This window comes from Enterococcus sp. LJL90, from assembly GCF_056924355.1.
The window spans coordinates 558,629-577,547 of the sequence record NZ_JBXPBQ010000001.1; the positions used below are offsets into that span (position 1 = coordinate 558,629).

Here is an 18,919-nt window from a genome sequence, read left to right on the forward strand (position 1 = left end):
GCGTAGGGTGTCAAACTATTCAATTGCTATTGTTAATTCCAGCAGTTTTGGAAAAGTCTTTTCCCAGCATATTGCTGAATTAGAGAAGATTGGACCGGTAGAATTTTTTAATGTCGACGGTGAGATTGGTGGCAAGGAGCTTGCTGAGATTTTACAAGGTTACAATATTATTATTGCTAGTGTCACGCCATTTTTTACTCAGGAATTTTTTGATTATAAAGATGAACTTATTTTAATAACTCGGCATGGCATCGGGTATAACAATGTAGACCTAGAGGCAGCAAAAAAACATAATACCATCGTCACCATTATCCCAGCATTAGTAGAGCGGGATGCTGTCGCAGAAAATAATGTCACCAATTTATTAGCATTGCTCCGTTGCACTGTTGAAGCTCAAAATGCTGTTCGCAAAGATCAGTGGGAGAAGCGGGCCGATTTTGTTGGTCGTACTCTTTTCAATAAGACAGTCGGTGTAATTGGTGTCGGCAATACGGGTAGCTGCGTTGTTGAAATATTGCGTAATGGATTCCGTTGCGAGGTCTTAGCCTATGATCCTTATAAATCCCATCTGCATATTCAAAGTTACGGTGGGAAAAAAGTTGAGTTTGCTGAGCTTTTAGCGAAATCAGATATTATTTGCCTCTGTGCTAACCTAACCGAAGAAAATTATCATATGATTGATACTACTGAAATTGCTCAGATGAAGGAGCATGTGTATATTTCTAACAGTGCTCGCGGTGCTTTAGTCAGTGAAGCGGCCATTGTTGCTGGCTTAACTTCTGGTAAGATTGCCGGCTTTGCAACTGATGTGTTAGAAGAAGAGCCTGGCAGAAAGGATCATCCTTATCTAGCATTTGAAAATGTCGTCATCACGCCCCATACCTCGGCCTATACAATGGAATGTTTAGAGGAAATGGGTAATAAATGCGTGCGGGATGTTATTGATGTGTCAAAACAGAGATTGCCGGAACGGGCGGTACAAGCTGTGAGTAAGTATCTTTTTTAAAAGGGGTGTTGTAGGGTGCTAACAGATTTAAAGGTCAAGGTTGGACCACAATTTTATCGCTATCATCAAGGAGCGCTAGATTTTGTGCCAACGGTCTTAGATGAGTTCCAAGCTCAGCGAATCCTTGTGGTACACGGGAATGTTTCTTGGGAAAAAGCACGACCACGCTTGGATTTTTTACAAAATCCAAATTATCAATTTTTCTATCATCGCTATACTGGTGAGTGTAGCTATTATGGAGCAGACTTGATTGCTGAATTGGTGGTAGCGCAGAAAATTGATTTTATCGTTGGTGTTGGCGGTGGGAAACTGGCCGATTTAGTTGGCTTTTCTGCCCATCAATTAAATGTGAATTTTGGAGTGATTCCAACTCTAGCTAGTAATTGTGCACCATGGACGCCACTGTCCGTCATGTATAAAGAAAGCGGTGAGTCAGAAGGCAAGTCGGAGCATTATCTTAGACAAGCGAATTTTTTGATTACTGATCCAGAATTAGTGATTGATGCACCGGTTGAATATTTTATCGCCGGGTTAGCTGATACGATTGCAAAGTGGTATGAATCTGTCAGTATTTTGGCTCAACCAGAATTGCAAAAGGAACCTTTCTTACAAGTTGCTGGTTATGTGGCGCAACTGTGTAAAGAAGCAATCATGGAAGATGGCGCTAAAGCCATAGCAGATATGCAGTCAGGTATCGTCTCAGAAGAATTTGTCCATCTTTCAGAAATTGTTTTTGCTGTCGCTGGTTTGGTGGGGGGCTTAGGTGATAAATACGCCCGCAATGCCGCTGCTCATGCAATGCATGATGCTATCAGTAAATATCTGCCAAAAAGTCATCACTTTCTCCATGGGGAAAAAGTGGCTTACGGAATTTTTTATCAGATGGCACTGGAAAACAAGTGGTCAGAAATTGATGATTTAATGCCATTTTATCGAGAGTTAAACTTGCCGATTTCTCTACATCAAATGGAAATCTTTCCAGAGGATCCTCAAGTGATTACTGAAATTGTTGATTTTATTGATTCAAAAGAAAAAGTCCACTTGATTCCGATTCCAATTACCAAGGACTTATTACGGGATGCGATTTATCAATTAGAAGATTATTTTAAATAAGGTTTAGAGGAGGATAAAATGAATACATTAACTGTAGTTCAAAGTTTACTGATTGCCCTATGGGTTGCCGCTGTCATGTCAAGATGGCTAGGTGGTGGGGCGACTTTAACCCTGCGTTTCTCACCTTTAATGACCGGTTTGGTCGTAGGGATTATTATGGGAGATGTCGCACAGGCGATGATTGTTACTGCCGCTTTACAGATGATTTATATGGGAGTTTTCTCACCAGGGGGTTCGATGCCGGCAGAGCCGTCAATTGCCGCAGCGATTGCCGTACCGGTAGCTCTTTTAGGGGATTTACAACCGGAGGCAGCGATTGCTGTTGCCGTTCCAGTTGGTTTGTTAGGAAGCTATTTGTATCAATTCCGTTTCTTTATCAATACTTTCTTAGGTAAGTATACGGATAAAGCAGTGGAAGATTTAAATCCAAAAGCAATTGCTCGTTCTATCATCTGGTATCCGACGATTGCTTCCTTTATTCTGTTTGTACCTTTAGTCTTTATTGCTTTGTACTTTGGCGCACCAGTTATTGCCGATGTTATCAATGCTTTAGAAGGAACCGTTGTGATTCACATTTTAGAAGTAGTCGGTGGTGGTTTAGCTGCTATCGGGATTGCGACAACTGTTTATGTTATCGGTCGTAAAGACTTTATGGTGTTCTTCTTCTTGGCATACTTTATGAGTGTTGTCTTGGCTTCATTAGAAATCACGATGGTAACTTATGCAATTTTCGGCGTTTTAATTGCCTTAATCTTTGTCCAATCGCAAAAGGGCGGTAAAAATAAAGCCGTAGCTAGTACCAGCAGCGAAAATGGCGGATCAAGTAGTGATTTTGATGACGACGATGATTACGATGACGGGTTCTAAACCAAAGGAGGAGCGAAAAACATGGCAGAAGAAGTAACGACTAAAACTAATTTAGCACCAGAGGATATAACTAAAAAAGATGTGACGAAAGCCTACTTAAGATGGCATTTCGCCAATGAAATTCCTCATTCATTCGAACGCTATCTAGCACCATCTCTACTTTACGCGATGATGCCGATTTTAAGAAAACTCTATAAAAATGATGATTCACTAAAGGCCGCTTATAAACGGCAGCTATTGTTCTTCAATACTCAGCTGAGTTGGGGTGGGGGCGTTATCACCGGTCTGATGTCATCGATGGAACAACAACGGGCTGAAGAGGAATACGAAGAAAAAGAAGTCATGATGCAAGATGATTTAATGTACAATACCAAAGCTGGTCTGATGGGCGCTTTAGCTGGTATTGGGGATGCGATTGACTCAGGAACAGTCCAATATATCTTTATCGCTATTGCTGTCCCTTGGGCTCAACAAGGAAGTGCTCTAGGTGCACTCTTCCCGTTTGTCTGTTTTGCGATTTATCAAGCAGTTTTAGGTGTTTTCTTTGCACGGCAGGCCTTCAGTATGGGTCGCAATGCTTCAGGATTGATGCAAAGTACCGGCGTTCAAACAGCGATTGAAACTCTTTCTGTACTTGGTTTGTTTATGATGGGAGTCTTAGCTGGTAACTATGTCAAAGTTTCATCGACATTACAGTTTGCGATTTCAGGCCGAGAGTTTATTGTTCAGGATATTCTCGATCAGATTGTCCCTGGGATTTTACCACTGGCAGTCGTAATGGGTGTATACTGGTATTACACGAAAAAAGGTCTCAATGTAACGAAAGCCCTGTTATGGCTGACAGCAATATTAATTGTCTTGGCTGGTATCGGAATACTATAAAAATTAAGGAAGTGGTTCTAAAATGGGAAAAATTAATTTAGCACGGGTCGATGAACGTTTAATTCATGGTCAAGTGATGGTGACTCTTTCACAAAAAAGCGGTGTCAATTCAATCTTCGTTGTGGATGAAGTAGTTGCGAAAGATAAATTTATGCGGGACTTGTATAAAAATGCCGGTAGTCGAACTGGACAAAAAACAATTGTCATCACCCCCGAAAAAGCCAAATTCTATTGGGATGAATATGAATTCAAAGATTATAATTGTATCTTGATTGTGAAAACGGTCAGCACAATTTATGATTTGGTGAAACATGGTATTCCAATGGAGGAATTAAATATTGGCGGGATTGCCCAAAAGGACCCGGACAAAGACTTATTAGTGACCAAATCAGTTTATCTGAATAAAGAGGATGCAGAACGCTTGAAGGATTTGAATGAAAATTACGGCGTTAAAGATATCTATTTCCAAGCAACACCTTCAGCACCAAAATCCAGTCTGCAAGATGTTTTGAAACAATTTAATTTATAGGAAAATAAACTTGGCTGTGCCATTGACTAAGCAGATTTGCTGATAATGCAAATCGGCAGGGGATGTCACAGCCTTCTCTTTAAAGAGTGGAAATGATGGGTGATAACATGTTTACAGGTGAAGAATTTAAGGATTGGTTATTTCGTTACCAATATGTGATGCGGGTTAGGCGGACTGACCGCAGTAAAAAACGGTTTATTTCTGCTTTGGTGGCAGATGTCGCCAAATTTCGCCAAGATATTCAAGTGGTGGAGTACAATGCAACAAAGAAAAATGCTTCCCGCAATATTTATGTTGGAGATATTGAAAAGGCCGATAAAATAATTTGCAGCTATTATGATACACCGCCGCAAAGCTTTGGTGGCTATCGTTTCTTTAATTCACAACAGCAAGGGAAAAAGACGTTGCAGTTTATCCTTGCCTCGACTTTATTGATGGTGGCAGTCGGCATTGGCGGTACGCTACTTTATATGAATATGGTCACCAGCCCCTTTGATATTTCTTCACCAATAACATTATTGGCTATTGTGATTTTTGGAATTTATTTTTATGGTCTTGGCAAAGTGACCCAAGGGCTTTCACGACGAAATAATTTGATTCGGAATACTTCGTCGGTCTTGTTTTTGTTGTCCATGGCCAAGGAGATGACTGATAAGAAGACAGCTTTCGCTTTTATTGACGAAGGTAGTTATGGGGAAGTCGGGTTAGAGGTCTTGCGGCAAAGTAGCAGTCCCCGGGCACAACTTTTCTACCTAGATTGTATTGGAGCTTCGGCGCCATTGCATTTTATCGGTCAAAATATATCGCAAAAAACATTGGAAGCCGCCCAAATTGCTTATGAAATGAAGAGCAGTCAGGTGAATTACATCTTTGCTGCTGACGGAGAGCCAGCGGAATATCAGCTGTCTCCAGAAAAATTGAATCAGAAAACCTTAAACGTAGAAAATCTAGAAAAAGTTAGGAAATTGTTAGCAGATAAGTAAGACCTAGTATATGAGGAGGATGTTCAATGTTAGGAATTGTAATTGCCACCCACGGCACGTTAAGCGATGGACTGAAGGATTCAGCAGAAGTCATTATTGGCGCGACTAATAACATCGCGACTGTCAATCTAAACCAAGGCGATGATGTGCAAGCTTTAGGAGAAAAAATTAAAGCGGCGGTTCTGTCAGTGAATCAAGGAGATGGGGTCATTATTTTGACCGATTTAGTAAGTGCCAGTCCGTACAACCAATCCGTTTTAATTGCGAGTGGTTTGGATACGGAATTGCAGGATGCTGTGTATATTATCGGCGGAGTGAATTTACCGATGTTGATTGAAACGATTAATCATCAATTGCTGGGAACGGATATTGCAGAAGTTGGACAAGCGGTTCTAGATCAAGGGACAGCCGGCTTAAACTTGTGGCATGTCTCACAAGTGGCCGATGATGACGACGAGGACGATGATTTTTAAAAAGGAGGACAGCAGATGAAATGGGGATTTAGATGGTACGGTGAAGGAGATTCCATTCCTTTAGCCAATGTAAGACAAATTCCGGGAATTAATGGCATTGTTGGCACGCTACTCAATAAAATGCCAGGAGATGTCTGGGAAGTAAGTGAAATTCAGGCTTTAAAAGATTCGATTGAGGCTGGGAATTTGGAATTATTAGGTATTGAGAGTGTTGCAATTCACGATGCTATCAAAGCAGGCACAGATGAACGGGATAAATACATCGACAATTATATTCAAACGATTAAAAATTTGTCTAAATGTGATGTTCATATGATTTGTTACAGCTTCAAGCCAATTTTTGGCTGGGCTAAAACTAATTTGTTCTACGAAAATGAAGATGGCAGTTTTTCTTTGATGTACGATCAATCAGTTGTAGACAATATGCAGCCAAGTGAAATGTATCAATTGATTCACAGCCAATCTCGAGGCTTCAAACTACCGGGCTGGGAAGAAGAACGCTTGAATAAGTTCAACAGCTTGGTGGAGATTTACGAAGGCGTTACTGAAGAAATTTTATTTGACAACCTTGCTTATTTCTTAAAGAAAATCATTCCGGTTTGCGAGGAGATGGACGTCAAAATGGCGATTCATCCGGATGATCCACCATGGGAAATTTTTGATTTTCCACGGATTACCAAAAACCTCACCGATTTGAAGAAAATCTTGAGCATCGTCGATTCACCTTACAACGGAATTACCATGTGTACCGGTTCGTTGGGGGCTGATCCTGATAATGATTTAGTTGAAATGATTCACGAAGTCGGTCAGCGGATTAATTTTGTCCACTTCCGGAATGTAAAATTCTTAGGGGAGCGTAAATTTGAAGAATCAGCTCATCTTTCAACAGAGGGTTCTTTGGATATGTATGCGCTGATGAAGGCTTTAGTGGATGTCGGCTTTGATGGCGTGATTCGGCCAGACCACGGCCGCACAGTCTGGGGCGAGGTCGCAATGCCGGGGTATGGACTTTACGACCGAGCAATGGGCATCACTTACATGCAAGGACTACACGAAGCAGTTAGCAAAAGTTCAAAATAAATTTGCGAGAAAAGAGGCTTTTCTGATGTTAGCAGATATGAATCACCAACTGTATCAGCAAATTGCTGAAACTAAATTATTGCCATTGTACACAGCAACAGATTTATCTTATTTAGATAAATTAGAAGAAATTTTAGTTGCCAATGATATCAAATTTATCGAAGTGACCTTCCGCAGTAGCTTGGCTGCTGCCGCAATTGAAAAATTGGCGGCTTCCGGAAAATTAATTGTCGGAGCCGGCACGGTGCGGACATTGGAGCAGGCCCAGCAGGCAGTTGAAAATGGTGCTCAATTTATCGTTTCGCCGGCAGTTGTGCCAGCAGTGATTGAGTACAGCATCCAACAAGGCATTCCCATTTTTCCAGGCACTGCTACTCCCGGTGATATTCAGCGGGCAACTGAGTATGGCATTAAAGTCGTGAAATTCTTCCCAGCCGATATTTACGGCGGCTTAAAGGCCATCAAAGCATTGCGGGGGCCATTTTACGATGTGGAATTTTTACCGACAGGCGGTATCAATGATACCAATTACTTGGAATATTTAGCAACTGAAGGCATCATTGCTGTGGGCGGCTCCTTTATTATTTCAGAGGAAGCCATCAAAAAAGACAATGGCGTCAGTGCAAACAAAGTGCTGGCAGACTTAGTAAAGGGCATTAAGCAATAAAAATTTATGAGATATCCCATAAGTTCACGAAGGAATTAAGTTTTGATTTTAGCTGTTTTCTTTTTATAGAAGACAGCACATAGTCAGGCGGAGATTCTGCATGGGCCTATGGGATTTTTTTATTAAGGGGGCAACAACTTGGCTAAATTAATATTGTTTATTTTTGATATGGATGGTCTGATGTTTGAGACTGGGCGCTTAGCATACCGAGCGTATTTGAAATCTGCGGGGGAATTTGATTATGAGATGACGCATAATGTGTACTATTATTTAACGGGGAAAACAGAGGCGGCTATTTTTGCAGGTATGAAGGAGCTTTATGGTGAAGAGCAGCCAACAGATAGCTGGCGGGAGGCAATGGGGCATTATAAGGACCAGATTTTTGCTGCCGAACAGCGGGTATTCAAGAAAAAAGGATTAGTGGAATTGATGGAATTTGCCAAAGAACAGCAAATTTTGCTAGCGGTCGCCTCTTCTAATACGGAGGAAAAAATTCGGACCTATTTAGCATTAGAGGATGTTGAAAAATATGTTGATTTTATCATCACTGGTGACGATGTCAGCCAGGGGAAACCAGATCCGGAAATATTTTTAGCGGCGGTTCAAAGGGCAGGGGTAGAAAAAAAGCAAGCGATTATTTTTGAAGACTCCCGGGCGGGGATTCAAGCTGCCAATAATGCGGGGATTTCTGTGATCCTGGTTGAAGATGATATTACGGATTTGCCGGTGCGCAAAAACGGCACACCTCTGATAAAAGACTTGAGTCAATTTCGAGAAAGTCCGACAACTGCCGATTTTCAGTTTACCGATTTACTGGCAGCCAAAAATTTTTTAGCAGAAAAAAACCTAGAACTCAACTAGCCAAATTAACTGCAACTTCAGTTTAGTAAAATAAAAAATTTGAAAAAAGCTATCGAATTTCTTTTTAAGACAATACCCCGCTTATTAAGCGGTCGTCTAAAACAGTCTTTTTTCAAAACTTTGTTTGCTAATCAATTGAAGGGGCAGTTTTTTTATGGGAACAAATTTTCGCCTTTTTGCTGAATTTGCCAGCAAAGAATGATAAAATTAACAAAAGTAAAAAAGGAGGGCCTTATGCGACTTTTACATATAGCGGATTTTCATTTTGATCGGGCCTTTGAAGGTCTGCCGCAAAATCAAGGAATTGATTTTACGAGTTTAGAGGGAATCAATCAACAAGTTTGGCAGAACACACTGGATATTGCCTTAAAGCGACAAGTAGACGCAGTAATTTTAGCTGGAGATACGTTTCATCAGGTACAGTCCTCTTTAAAAATGCAGCGGCTTTTTTTTGATGGCTTGCAGCAATTGGCGCAGGCAAACATTCAAATTGTGGTGATTTTTGGCAACCATGATTACTATCAAGAAAATAAATTTTGGTTTCATTTTCCCGAAGAGGCAATCGTTTTTACAGAAGAAAAGGTCAGCACAAAAATTATCCCTTTAGCCAATGGTGAAACCGTGGCTTTTTCTGGTTTTAGTTTTACTAAGCCGTGGATTATAGAGGAAAAGGCTTTGGAATTTCCACTGCGGGAGCGGGTCGATTATCATATTGGCGTTTATCATGGGGAAATCGGCAATCAAAATCGCTATGCGCCGTTTCAAGTCGGTCAGTTGGCAGAAAAAGGTTATGATTATTGGGCTTTGGGGCACATTCATAAAGGCCAACAGGTTTTTGAGCGGGGCTATTATGCTGGCACGCCTCAAGGACATAATCAAAAAGAAAATAGTGGGACTGGCGTTTTATTAGTTGATATTAAGGGCAGTGATCTTTCAGTTGAAGCTGTTTCCGTAGCTGAAGTCGACTGGCAGACGCAGCAGATTTCCCTAAAAGACTTGAAAGAAATCGGTCAATTGGGAGCAACTTTAGTGGGGAAAATCAAGGCGGCGCTAGCGACTCAGCAGCAGACTTTTTTACGACTAAGTTTACAAGATTATGACCAATTGGGAAATGAATTTATCAAACGTGTTCAGTCAGGAGAAGCCTTAAGCTTATTAAACCAACAGCTGCAACAGGTTCATGAGCCGATTGTTGTGACTGAGATTAATTTAGAGTCTGTCGCAAGCGAAAGCGGACTGCCGATTTCTGAAGAATTATTAAATCAAGGGCTGGCGTTATATCAGGATCAGGAAATTTTTAATAATGCCCTCAAGGATTTAACGGCTAATCCAGATTTGCGGGGGATTTTGGCTGATGATTTTCAAGAGCAGGTGCTAAGGGCGACGCAAAAATTAATTAAGCTGCAGGAGTAAACATAGACTAACAGAGTATTTATGGTTAGTGATAGAAACGAGGACAAGATGGAATTAATCAAAGCAGAAATTGCCGGCTTTGGCAAATGGCAGCAAACAAATTTTGATTTTGTTAAAGGAAATCAGCTGTTTTTTGGCTTGAACGAAGAGGGCAAGTCAACTTTGTATCAATTTATTATTGTGATGCTCTTTGGCTTTCCTAATAAAGGCAAGCGTCGGCGCAGTTACGAGCCGGCAGACGGTGCTAGCTTTGGTGGACGGCTGTGGATTTTGCATCCTGTTTATGGCAGCTTGCTGATTGAACGTTTCCGGGGAAAAAATCGCGGCAAAGCGACGGTTTTTAAAGAGGGCAATCGCTTTGATGAGGACTATTTGACGAAGGTTTTAAGCCCTTTGACAGAAGATAGTTTTCGCAAAGTCTTTACTTTAAACCAAGAGCAGTTGACGGATTTGAATCAGCTGCAGGAAAATGAATTGCATGAGCTGTTGACCTCCCTTGGCGCTGTCGGCAGTGCTGATATTTTTCAAACGCGTCAGCGTTTTGATAATCAGGCCCAGAGTATTTATAAACGGCGGGGACTGCGGCAGCCACTAAACGAGAAGCTGAGGCAATTGCAGCAGTTACAAAAAAAAGTTCGAGACAAACAAGATCAAGAGGAAAGTTTTGGCCGTTTGATTCAGCAACGGGAAAAATTGCAGCAGGAGTTAAACCAGCTGGCCCAAAAAAATGCCAAATTGCAAGAGGATAATCTGACCTTTGCCCAACAGGAAGCTCATTGGCCGCAATATGAGGAGTGGCAACGACTGCAGCAGGCACACCCGCAAATTTCTGATCAGGAATTGGCATTTTTAAATGAGGAATATCAAAAATATCAGCAGCTGGCCAAACGGATTGAAGAGTTGGCAGAACAGCGGGAAAAAGCGCAGGACACTAGCAATTTAGGTAATGATTTTTATTTTTATTTAGAAAATGAAGAACAAATTCAGCAGGTTCTGCAAAAAGAACCACAGCTGCGAGTGATTTTGGAGCGCTTAAATCAACGGGGCAATCAAAAGGATCAAGATTTTTTAGAAAATTATCAAGCGGTTTGGGGCTGGAGCCCGCAGTTTCCACCACAGGCCTTATCAACGGCCGAACAGGAGCGCTTTCGAAATGACTATCAACAGTTGTTATCAGAAGAACAGCAACTGCATCTGCGCCTGCAATTAGCTGATGAACAACGGGCGCAACTAGATCAAGAGGTAGAGCTTTTAGAAGCAGATGACAATCTGCAACGCCCAGCTGCAACATCTACTAAAACACTGCCGCTAGTTTTGTTTGGCAGTGGTCTTGTTGCAGGGATTTTTAGTTTTTTAGGTTTAAATGGTGTTGCTAGAGGCTTAGGTTTCCTTTTAGCCGGCTTACTACTAATTAGTGGCGGGTATCTCACCTTTTTCAATAAGCAAAGCCAACAGAAAGCAACTGGCCCACAGACTGGTCAAAGAAAGCTGTGGCAGGAAAAATTAGTTCAGTTGGATCAGGTTCAAGGGGCAATTTTTGACTATGAAGAGCAGCTAAAGACTACTGAAATGAGCCTTAAGCAATTGCAGCAAAACTTTTCAGAGGAGATTCGCAGTCACCATTTAGGCAATCTGACATTGGAGAATTTTTCTGAGGGCCTTCAGGATCTAACTTATTATCTGAAGGTGCTGGCGGATTTTTCTGAAGATCAGGCAGTGTTTGAAACTGCCCAACAAGAGGCGCAGCAATTTTTCAACGAGATTCAGTTTTTAAGTCCTTGGCTGCCATTAAAAGACAGCAGCATTCCAGAAATTTTCCAGCAGATTAAAGATTTTGCCCACCAGATGCAGATGGTCAAAGCTAGCCAAAGTCAACAGCAGATTTTATTTATTCAACAGGATTTTTTGCAGCAGACGAAATTGCAGCGGGAAAGTTTGACTCAGCTGCAGCCTTTTATGGAGCGGTTCAAATTAAAGCAGCCCTCTGATTTGGTGTCCTTTATTGAAGCCGAAAATCAGCTGCGGGCCGCAGAAAAGCGATTAATGGAGTTAGAGCCAGTGATTGCCGAGTTTTTCCCGATGGAACTGACAAAAACTGAGTTTCAATATGGGCAGACGGCTTTACGCAAGGAAATTGACGCCACCAATCAACACTCTCAAAGGATTTTGCAGGAAGAACAGCGATTGACGGCAGAAATTCAGCAGATGGAAGCAGATGGCCGTTTAGATGAGCTATATGCTCAGCTGGCGGGGCTGGAAACAGAGGTTCAGCAGTTAGCACTTGAGTGGAGCCAGTACAAGATTGCCGAAAATCTTTTGGGGGATTTATCGACTGAACTTTCCAATGTCCAATTGCCAGCTTTGTTGAGTAAGGCCAGCCACTTTATCGAGATTTTGACAGAAGGGCGCTATCAGAGCATTGAGTACCAAGAGGATTTGATCTTACGAGCTCAACGGCAGACGTTTTCTTTATTTGAATTGTCCACCGGCACCCGAGATCAGGTAATGATGGCGATTCGTTTTGGCTTTTTAGCTTTAGAAAAAAATCGACAGTTGGCTCCGATTATGATTGATGACGGCTGGCTTCATTATGATTATCGTCGTAAGCAGCAATTAGCCAAACTTTTGGCTGAATTTGGCAAAGAACAGCAAATCATCTGTTTCTCTTCTGACCGGGAAATGTTAAGCTATTATCAAGAGTTTCAACAATCGGTAAATTATTTAGGAGGAAATTCCCTTGAAAAAAATTAAACAGCTCACCTTGGATGAAGAATTTGAATCTTTTGTCTTGATTAAAGGTGCCGATGTCCGTTTGGCTAAAAATAAAAAGAAATTTATCGCTTTTACCTTCCAAGATACTTCTGGGACCATCGATGGAAAATACTGGGATGCCTCTGAAGAAGAAATTAATCGTTATACAGCTGGAAAGGTTGTTTCGCTAACTGGCAAGCGGGAAGTTTATCAGGGAAATCCCCAGGTTAAAATTTTGCATCTGCGCTTAGCGAAACCAGAGGAGCCCGCTGATCCAAGTTTGTATATGGAAAGAGCGCCCCTTAAGCGGGAAGCGATGGAAGAGGAAATCAACCAGACGATTTTTGAAATCACCAATGCCCATTGGAATCGGATTGTCCGTTTCTTATTGAATAAATTTCAAAAGGAATTTTTTGAGTTTCCAGCGGCCAAACGCAATCACCACGCCTTTGCCGGTGGCTTAGCCTATCATACATTGACGATGCTGCATTTGGGTAAAAGCATCGCTAAAGAATATCCAGAACTAAATGCTTCTTTGTTATATGCGGGGATTTTGCTCCATGACCTAGGTAAGGTTATGGAATTGACGGGACCAGTTGCCACGGAATATACAATTGAAGGAAATTTAGTCGGCCATTTGGTCATGGTGGACGAAGAAATCGTCAAGGCCTGCGGTCAGTTAAAAATTGACGAAAAGGCGGAGGATGTGATTGTGCTGCGGCATATGGTCTTGGCGCATCACGGCTTATTGGAATACGGTTCACCTGTTCGGCCGCGGATTATGGAGGCGGAAATTTTGCATCAAATTGATAATTTAGATGCTTCCATGCAAATGATGCTTTCAGCAATCCGACAAACGGAACCGGGACAATACACCGAAAGAATTTTCGGCATGGATAATCGTAGTTTTTATGTACCAAAAACTGAATAACAGAAAAATCAAGCGACCTCTAAAAATTAGTTTTTTAAGCTAATTTCTGAGGGTCGCTTTTATTAGTTATGGCAGATGAATTTTTTCAAACTAAAAAACCAGCCTTAGTTTGAAAGCTAAGGCTGGTCAATTTTTAATTATTCAGCTGCACTACTAGATTCAGTTGTAGAAGATTCTGTAGTTGATGATTCAGTTGTAGAAGACTCAACAGTTGAAGATTCTGCGGTTGAAGAATCTGAAGTTGCTTCAGAACTTGAACTTGTTGCAGCAGAACCACTTGTTGATGAGCTAGTTGTTGTTAAGTAGCTTGATAATAGACTTGAGAAGTCGTCGTCTTTAATTGTTACATTAGCATCTTGTAAAACCTTCGCAATGGTTTCAGTCCGGAAAGTTTGGTCAGCCGTAATCGTATCTAAGGCAACTTCCTTCAAAGTATCTTCGTATTCGCTCATATCATCGCCCTTATCAGAAGTCGCAATCATTTTCACGATATAGTAGTAAGTTGTGTAAGTAGAAGAATCAGTTACAGAAATTACGCTAGATACTTGGTCATTGGCTAATTCAAAGGCCGCTGTTTTCACTTCATCAGGCACATCAGTTGAAGTAGAATCAAAGGTGAAATCAATAGTGCTATTAGTTGAATTGGCAGTAGCTAATTCTTCAAAGTCGCCACCATTGTTTAATTGGTCCACGATGTTGTTGGCAGTGTCTTCATCAGTGACAGAAATAATTTGTGCTTCAACTTCTGGGTGGAAGCTTTCCCAAGCGGTTTCTAAATCTTCGTCAGTTACTTCAGCATTGGCCTTCAAACCAGCTTCAAAAGCTAAGTTTTGTTTTAAAGCAGCCTTATAAGTTTCTTCGGTGTAGCCGTAAGTTTCTAATTGTGAATCAAAATCGCTATAGCTGGCAGCAATTTCGTCATAACGGTCTTGCACATCATCGTCAGAGACATCATCGCCGTATACTTCTTCAAAAACGGTAAAAATGATTAAGTTTTGTAATGTGCTAGTATTTGTGCTGCTCAATTTGATTTCATCGTAGTAATCTTCGACTGTAATCGAACCGCCTTTATACGTAGCGATTTCGTCGCTCATGCTTTCGCTGCTGCTAGAACAAGCCCCTAAAGCTAACAAACCAACAGCGGCTAATGTAGTAAACAAAATTTTCTTTTTCATTAAATAATTGCACTCCTATAATAGTTTTTTTGCGTTTGCACAACTACTACTATACCACAATTACTAAAAAGGAAAATATCATTCACAAAAAAATAATATATGAATTTTTTTAGAAGGCGCTGTTATGTCAACAAAAAAAGGCGGAAAAGGCTTGAAATAGCCTTTCCGCTTATATTGCTCACAAGTTAGTAAATCTTCTTATTTTAATCGTTAATCATTAATAACTTCTGCTTTCTTGACTGTTTTAATAGAAGAAGCAGAGTCTTGGGGCATTCCTTTTTGGATTTTTTCCAGCTGCTCCATAATTTGCGCCACCCGCGGTTCAGCTTGAAATTGAAATTGCCGCACATCTTTTTCAATGCCGCTTTGGACAGCTGGAATTATTTCTTCAGCAGTGGCGATGGTGGTGGCTAAGGCGTCTTTAAAATTATTTAAGCTATCATTGACCTCCATCGTCAAATCAGTCATCTCATCTAAGCTGTCGCGGACTTTTCGACGGGTTTCATTGCCGCTGTTGGGGGCTAGCAGTAAACCGCCAACTGCGCCGGCTGCTGCGCCGAACAATAAGCCTTTTGCAAAATTTTTTAACATTTAGTTCACCTGCTCTTGAATAGTTTGGGCAATTTTTGCCATTTCTTCAGAAGTATAGTTATCTTGATTGTTGCCAAAGTGAATTGAAAAATCATCCTGCTTGCTATAGCGGGGAATCAAATGAACATGGGAATGAAAAACCGACTGATAAGCCAGTTCCTTATTATTATTGATTAAATTTAGGCCCTGCATTTCAGGGAAGGCCTGCTCGATTGCCCGGGCAATTTTAGGTAGACGGGAAAACACAGCAGCTGCCAAAGCCTCGTCATATTCAAATAAGTCATTCACATGTTGTTTAGGCACGACCAAAGTATGGCCTTTAGTTACTTGGGTAATATCTAAAAATGCATAGACCTGATCATCTTCATAGACTTTATAGCTGGGAATTTCCTGATTGACGATTTTACAAAAAATACAATTTTCCATCGTAAAACTCCTCCTTCAAATTGCTGGCCGCAAAGATTGGGGCAGCAGCTTTTTAAAAAACTGATTGCCATAACTTTATCATAAATCGCGGCAATTGAAAAATTCCTTTTTCCCGAAAGGAACTTCATCATGTATAATGGGAATAAGAAAATTGGAGGCAAAAGAAATGACGTTAAAGATTACAGACTTAACAGGCGGCTACGGCCCGATTCCTGTATTAAAAGATATTAGTTTTGAAGTAAATAATGGTGAAATGATTGGCTTAATCGGTCTTAACGGAGCCGGTAAGAGTACCACAATTAAAAATATTATCGGCTTGTTAACGCCGACTAAAGGTAAAATTGAAATCGACGGCTTGACCTTAAGAGAACAACCGGAGGATTATCGTAAAAAAATCGGCTATATTCCTGAAACTCCGTCTCTCTATGAAGAATTGACCTTGCGGGAACATATTGAAGTAACGGCAATGGCCTATGATATTCCTCAAGATGTGGCCTTTACCAGAGCAGAAAAATTATTGGCAACTTTTCGTTTAGAAAATAAATTAGACTGGTTTCCAGCTAATTTTTCCAAAGGTATGAAGCAAAAAGTGATGGTGCTCTGTGCTTTTTTAATTGAGCCCAGCTTGTATATTATTGATGAACCCTTTTTAGGTCTTGACCCGTTGGCGATTAATGCCCTCTTAGAATTAATGGATCAAATGCGTAATGACGGAGCGGCGATTTTGATGTCAACGCATATTTTGGCAACGGCTGAAAAATATTGTGACCGGTTTGTCGTCCTCCACAATGGCGAAATTCGCGCCTTGGGAACAATGGCGGAACTGCGGCAGGAATTTAATCTGCCGGATTCTTCTCTTGATGAAATTTATGTCGCTTTAACCAAAGAAGCAGCGCAGCCTAGCGCTGGCGTTTAATGGGGGCTTAAATTTATGATGGGAGAATTTTTTTCAGTCCGTTTAGGGCGGCATCAAAAGCGGATGCTTCGCTATTTACGCTATGTTTTTAATGATCATTTTACGATTGTGTTGCTCTTTTTATTAGGCGGTTTATCCTTGTACTACTCACAGATTTTAGGCAGTGTGCCGCAGGGCTCGTGGCTAGTTTCTGTTTTTGTGGGAATTCTATGGCTGGCAAGTTTGCACTTTGGCAGCTTGGCAACGCTGGCTCAAGAAGCCGATATGGTCTTTCTCTTGCCCAAAGAACGGGCGTTAAAAAGTTATTTTGTTCGCAGTCTGCGTTATTCTTGTATCTTACCTTTTATCCTGCTGCTCTTTATTTCCGGCTTTACGATGCCGCTGTTGGTCATCAGTACTCAGCGAGGTTTGGGTAATTTCATTTGGTATCTGCTTGCACTGTGGCTCTTAAAAATCTGTCAGTTAATTTTGCAGTATTACCGCTTGTTTCAACATGACCAAAGGACGAATTTTAATGTCAATCTGATTTGGCTGACCTTAAGTTTAATCAGTATTTTTCTGGGGATTTTTGTTACCCCTTGGTTAGCAGTCATCTGCGCCGGGTTAGGTGTTATGGCTTTTTGGCATTTGTATTTTAGCCGTAATCTAGAACCATTGGACTGGGAAAAAATGGTGCTCACCGAAAAAAATCGTGTCCACCGAATTTATCAGTTTATCAATCTCTTTACCGATGTGCCGGAGATTACCGGGACGGTTAAACGCCGCAAATATCTCGATCCAATTTTAAATAAAATCAGCAAAACCCATGGCAATACTTATATTTATCTGTATGCTAGACGGATGATGCGGGGATCTGAATTTAGCGGATTGTATCTGCGTCTAGTAGTGATTGGGGGCATCTTATTAGCCTTTTTAGATGATTTCTATTTTTCTACCGGAGTCGCCCTGTTGTTTATTTATCTGATTGGGTTTCAGATGATTCCTCTGTACAATCAGTTTAAATATATGATTTTGACTCATCTGTATCCTGTGTCGAAAAAACAGCAGCAAAGCGCCTTAGAAAAATTAATTTTCGGCTTATTATTGTTTGCCGCCATCGTCTTTGGGGGGATTAATTTTATTGTACTAGGAATTTCTTTAGACAGTTTGCTAGCTTTTGTCTTGTTGTTAGCAGAGGTCCTCTTGTTTGTGAAATTTTATATTCCAAGTCGAATTAAGAAGATGCAGGATTAAGACAATTCAGCGTCAATTTTTGTAAAAATAGGGAACTTAGTGATGGTCGCTCGTTTGGGGAAGTCACTGGGTTCCCTTTGCTTTTCTGTGAAAATTATAAAAACGAACATACATGTGCTTGACGGCGCTATCTGATGGAATTAAAATAATGGGTACGCGACAAAAACTGTTTGTCGGGAATTTTTTGGTTTAAAAATGTTGAACGAAGTAGGGGTAGAGGCATGGAATTTCAGCTAGAGCCTGGTTGGTCGATGTTGCCGATTAAAGGGGCAACCGGTGAAACGTATGTGGGTATCAATCAAGAAAATCGAATATTCATTAAGCGTAACACCACGCCGATGTTAGCTGCCTTGTCCAAAGAAGGCATCACTCCGAAATTAGTTTGGACTAAGCGGACCGGCTCGGGGGATGTTTTGACTGCGCAGGAATGGCTGGATGGCCACATGCTTTCAGCTGAGGAAATTGGCGCCCGCAATGATGTGATTGATGTGTTGTATCATTTGCACCAATCAAAATCATTAAAGTCGATGCTAAAAAAAATCGGCGGCCAAGTCAAAAGCTCCCAAGAATTGCTCTGGGAATTTGAAGAAGAATTACCAGCAGTTTTTTACACCAATCCTTTTTTAAAGCAGGTTAAAAGCTATTTAGAACAAAATATTCCGGCGTTTCGCCGCAAGGATATTACAGTTGTTCACGGCGATGTCAATCACCGCAACTGGCTTGTCTGCCGTAATTATTTATATTTGGTGGATTGGGATTCTGTGATGTTTTCCGATGCTGCGCTGGATATCGGCACCATTTTAGGACAATATGTGCCCTTTACTAAATGGACCCAGTGGCTGTTAACCTATGGCTTACAGGCTAACGATGAAAATTTAGAGAAAATTCACTGGTACGCTTCCCTCAGCGCGATGAATGAGATAAAGCGCCTTGTACTACAGGGACAAGAACAGCGATCTCGAGAAGTCATTTTACAATTGAAACGATTTTTTAGCGGTGATTGTGAGCTTAACCGCTGAACA

General features: G+C 41.1%; 19 protein-coding genes. 16 read left to right on the forward strand and 3 right to left on the reverse strand.

What is annotated here, in order from left to right; all coding sequences use genetic code 11:
* Positions 1-7: 7 nt before the first annotated feature.
* The 13 genes from AC1Z3S_RS02475 to AC1Z3S_RS02535 all read left to right on the forward strand — a co-directional run bounded on the left by AC1Z3S_RS02475 (position 8) and on the right by AC1Z3S_RS02535 (position 13,556).
* Positions 8-1,006, forward strand: a complete 999-nt coding sequence (locus AC1Z3S_RS02475) for a D-isomer specific 2-hydroxyacid dehydrogenase family protein (RefSeq protein ID WP_461739033.1) — start codon at positions 8-10, stop codon at positions 1,004-1,006.
* A 15-nt stretch (positions 1,007-1,021) separates the two neighbouring features.
* Entirely contained in the window at positions 1,022-2,119 is a 1,098-nt protein-coding gene (locus AC1Z3S_RS02480; protein WP_461739034.1) for an iron-containing alcohol dehydrogenase family protein, read from the forward strand.
* A gap of 18 nt (positions 2,120-2,137) precedes the next feature.
* The gene (locus AC1Z3S_RS02485; protein ID WP_461739035.1) at positions 2,138-2,986 is read left to right on the forward strand and encodes a PTS mannose/fructose/sorbose/N-acetylgalactosamine transporter subunit IIC; all 849 of its coding nucleotides are present in this window, start codon (positions 2,138-2,140) and stop codon (positions 2,984-2,986) included.
* A gap of 21 nt (positions 2,987-3,007) precedes the next feature.
* Positions 3,008-3,868, forward strand: coding sequence for a PTS system mannose/fructose/sorbose family transporter subunit IID (locus tag AC1Z3S_RS02490; RefSeq protein WP_461737028.1), 861 nt, complete (start codon positions 3,008-3,010; stop codon positions 3,866-3,868).
* Positions 3,869-3,890: 22 nt separating this feature from the next.
* The gene (locus tag AC1Z3S_RS02495; protein ID WP_461737027.1) at positions 3,891-4,397 is read left to right on the forward strand and encodes a PTS sugar transporter subunit IIB; all 507 of its coding nucleotides are present in this window, start codon (positions 3,891-3,893) and stop codon (positions 4,395-4,397) included.
* Positions 4,398-4,492: 95 nt separating this feature from the next.
* On the forward strand, positions 4,493-5,380 hold the full coding sequence (locus AC1Z3S_RS02500; protein ID WP_461739036.1) for a hypothetical protein: 888 nt from the start codon (positions 4,493-4,495) through the stop codon (positions 5,378-5,380).
* Between the two features lie 26 nt (positions 5,381-5,406).
* Positions 5,407-5,853, forward strand: coding sequence for a PTS sugar transporter subunit IIA (locus AC1Z3S_RS02505; protein WP_461739037.1), 447 nt, complete (start codon positions 5,407-5,409; stop codon positions 5,851-5,853).
* A gap of 15 nt (positions 5,854-5,868) precedes the next feature.
* Positions 5,869-6,933, forward strand: coding sequence for a mannonate dehydratase (gene uxuA / locus AC1Z3S_RS02510; protein WP_461737024.1), 1,065 nt, complete (start codon positions 5,869-5,871; stop codon positions 6,931-6,933).
* Between the two features lie 25 nt (positions 6,934-6,958).
* Positions 6,959-7,600, forward strand: coding sequence for a bifunctional 4-hydroxy-2-oxoglutarate aldolase/2-dehydro-3-deoxy-phosphogluconate aldolase (locus AC1Z3S_RS02515; RefSeq protein WP_461739038.1), 642 nt, complete (start codon positions 6,959-6,961; stop codon positions 7,598-7,600).
* A 138-nt stretch (positions 7,601-7,738) separates the two neighbouring features.
* On the forward strand, positions 7,739-8,461 hold the full coding sequence (locus AC1Z3S_RS02520) for an HAD family hydrolase (protein ID WP_461739039.1): 723 nt from the start codon (positions 7,739-7,741) through the stop codon (positions 8,459-8,461).
* A 234-nt stretch (positions 8,462-8,695) separates the two neighbouring features.
* Complete coding sequence (locus tag AC1Z3S_RS02525; protein WP_461739040.1) at positions 8,696-9,874, forward strand: metallophosphoesterase family protein; 1,179 nt, start codon at positions 8,696-8,698, stop codon at positions 9,872-9,874.
* Between the two features lie 48 nt (positions 9,875-9,922).
* Positions 9,923-12,625: an ATP-binding protein gene (locus tag AC1Z3S_RS02530; RefSeq protein WP_461739041.1), complete on the forward strand. Its 2,703-nt coding sequence runs from the start codon at positions 9,923-9,925 to the stop codon at positions 12,623-12,625.
* Positions 12,612-13,556, forward strand: a complete 945-nt coding sequence (locus tag AC1Z3S_RS02535) for a 3'-5' exoribonuclease YhaM family protein (RefSeq protein WP_461739042.1) — start codon at positions 12,612-12,614, stop codon at positions 13,554-13,556. The genes AC1Z3S_RS02530 and AC1Z3S_RS02535 overlap by 14 nt, the downstream gene beginning before the upstream one ends.
* A gap of 137 nt (positions 13,557-13,693) precedes the next feature.
* Here AC1Z3S_RS02535 and AC1Z3S_RS02540 read toward each other — a convergent pair whose 3' ends face one another.
* From AC1Z3S_RS02540 to AC1Z3S_RS02550, 3 genes are all read right to left on the reverse strand, one after another.
* Positions 13,694-14,731, reverse strand: a complete 1,038-nt coding sequence (locus AC1Z3S_RS02540) for a peptidylprolyl isomerase (protein WP_461739043.1) — start codon at positions 14,729-14,731, stop codon at positions 13,694-13,696.
* Between the two features lie 210 nt (positions 14,732-14,941).
* Positions 14,942-15,322 carry a YtxH domain-containing protein gene (locus AC1Z3S_RS02545; protein ID WP_461739044.1) on the reverse strand — a complete coding sequence of 127 codons (381 nt, stop codon included), beginning with the start codon at positions 15,320-15,322 and terminating at the stop codon, positions 14,942-14,944.
* On the reverse strand, positions 15,323-15,748 hold the full coding sequence (locus AC1Z3S_RS02550; protein ID WP_265456279.1) for an HIT family protein: 426 nt from the start codon (positions 15,746-15,748) through the stop codon (positions 15,323-15,325).
* A 166-nt stretch (positions 15,749-15,914) separates the two neighbouring features.
* Between AC1Z3S_RS02550 and AC1Z3S_RS02555 the strand changes: the two genes are divergently transcribed.
* The 3 genes from AC1Z3S_RS02555 to AC1Z3S_RS02565 all read left to right on the forward strand — a co-directional run bounded on the left by AC1Z3S_RS02555 (position 15,915) and on the right by AC1Z3S_RS02565 (position 18,916).
* A complete protein-coding gene (locus AC1Z3S_RS02555; RefSeq protein WP_461739045.1) occupies positions 15,915-16,664 on the forward strand; it encodes an ABC transporter ATP-binding protein in 750 nt (249 codons plus the stop codon).
* A gap of 15 nt (positions 16,665-16,679) precedes the next feature.
* Positions 16,680-17,897, forward strand: a complete 1,218-nt coding sequence (locus tag AC1Z3S_RS02560; RefSeq protein WP_461739046.1) for an ABC transporter permease — start codon at positions 16,680-16,682, stop codon at positions 17,895-17,897.
* A 221-nt stretch (positions 17,898-18,118) separates the two neighbouring features.
* A complete protein-coding gene (locus AC1Z3S_RS02565; protein ID WP_461739047.1) occupies positions 18,119-18,916 on the forward strand; it encodes a phosphotransferase family protein in 798 nt (265 codons plus the stop codon).
* The last annotated feature ends 3 nt before the right edge of the window (positions 18,917-18,919 follow it).

Excerpts from the sequence above, each read along its gene's own strand:
- uxuA (WP_461737024.1), top strand. The coding sequence starts at position 5,869 with ATGAAATGGGGATTTAGATGGTACGGTGAAGGAGATTCCATTCCTTTA.
- AC1Z3S_RS02495 (WP_461737027.1), top strand. The coding sequence starts at position 3,891 with ATGGGAAAAATTAATTTAGCACGGGTCGATGAACGTTTAATTCATGGT.
- AC1Z3S_RS02515 (WP_461739038.1), top strand. The coding sequence starts at position 6,959 with ATGTTAGCAGATATGAATCACCAACTGTATCAGCAAATTGCTGAAACT.
- AC1Z3S_RS02540 (WP_461739043.1), bottom strand. The coding sequence starts at position 14,731 with ATGAAAAAGAAAATTTTGTTTACTACATTAGCCGCTGTTGGTTTGTTA.
- AC1Z3S_RS02565 (WP_461739047.1), top strand. The coding sequence starts at position 18,119 with ATGGAATTTCAGCTAGAGCCTGGTTGGTCGATGTTGCCGATTAAAGGG.
- AC1Z3S_RS02545 (WP_461739044.1), bottom strand. The coding sequence starts at position 15,322 with ATGTTAAAAAATTTTGCAAAAGGCTTATTGTTCGGCGCAGCAGCCGGC.
- AC1Z3S_RS02560 (WP_461739046.1), top strand. The coding sequence starts at position 16,680 with ATGATGGGAGAATTTTTTTCAGTCCGTTTAGGGCGGCATCAAAAGCGG.
- AC1Z3S_RS02485 (WP_461739035.1), top strand. The coding sequence starts at position 2,138 with ATGAATACATTAACTGTAGTTCAAAGTTTACTGATTGCCCTATGGGTT.
- AC1Z3S_RS02500 (WP_461739036.1), top strand. The coding sequence starts at position 4,493 with ATGGGTGATAACATGTTTACAGGTGAAGAATTTAAGGATTGGTTATTT.
- AC1Z3S_RS02555 (WP_461739045.1), top strand. The coding sequence starts at position 15,915 with ATGACGTTAAAGATTACAGACTTAACAGGCGGCTACGGCCCGATTCCT.
- AC1Z3S_RS02525 (WP_461739040.1), top strand. The coding sequence starts at position 8,696 with ATGCGACTTTTACATATAGCGGATTTTCATTTTGATCGGGCCTTTGAA.
- AC1Z3S_RS02505 (WP_461739037.1), top strand. The coding sequence starts at position 5,407 with ATGTTAGGAATTGTAATTGCCACCCACGGCACGTTAAGCGATGGACTG.
- AC1Z3S_RS02530 (WP_461739041.1), top strand. The coding sequence starts at position 9,923 with ATGGAATTAATCAAAGCAGAAATTGCCGGCTTTGGCAAATGGCAGCAA.
- AC1Z3S_RS02490 (WP_461737028.1), top strand. The coding sequence starts at position 3,008 with ATGGCAGAAGAAGTAACGACTAAAACTAATTTAGCACCAGAGGATATA.
- AC1Z3S_RS02550 (WP_265456279.1), bottom strand. The coding sequence starts at position 15,748 with ATGGAAAATTGTATTTTTTGTAAAATCGTCAATCAGGAAATTCCCAGC.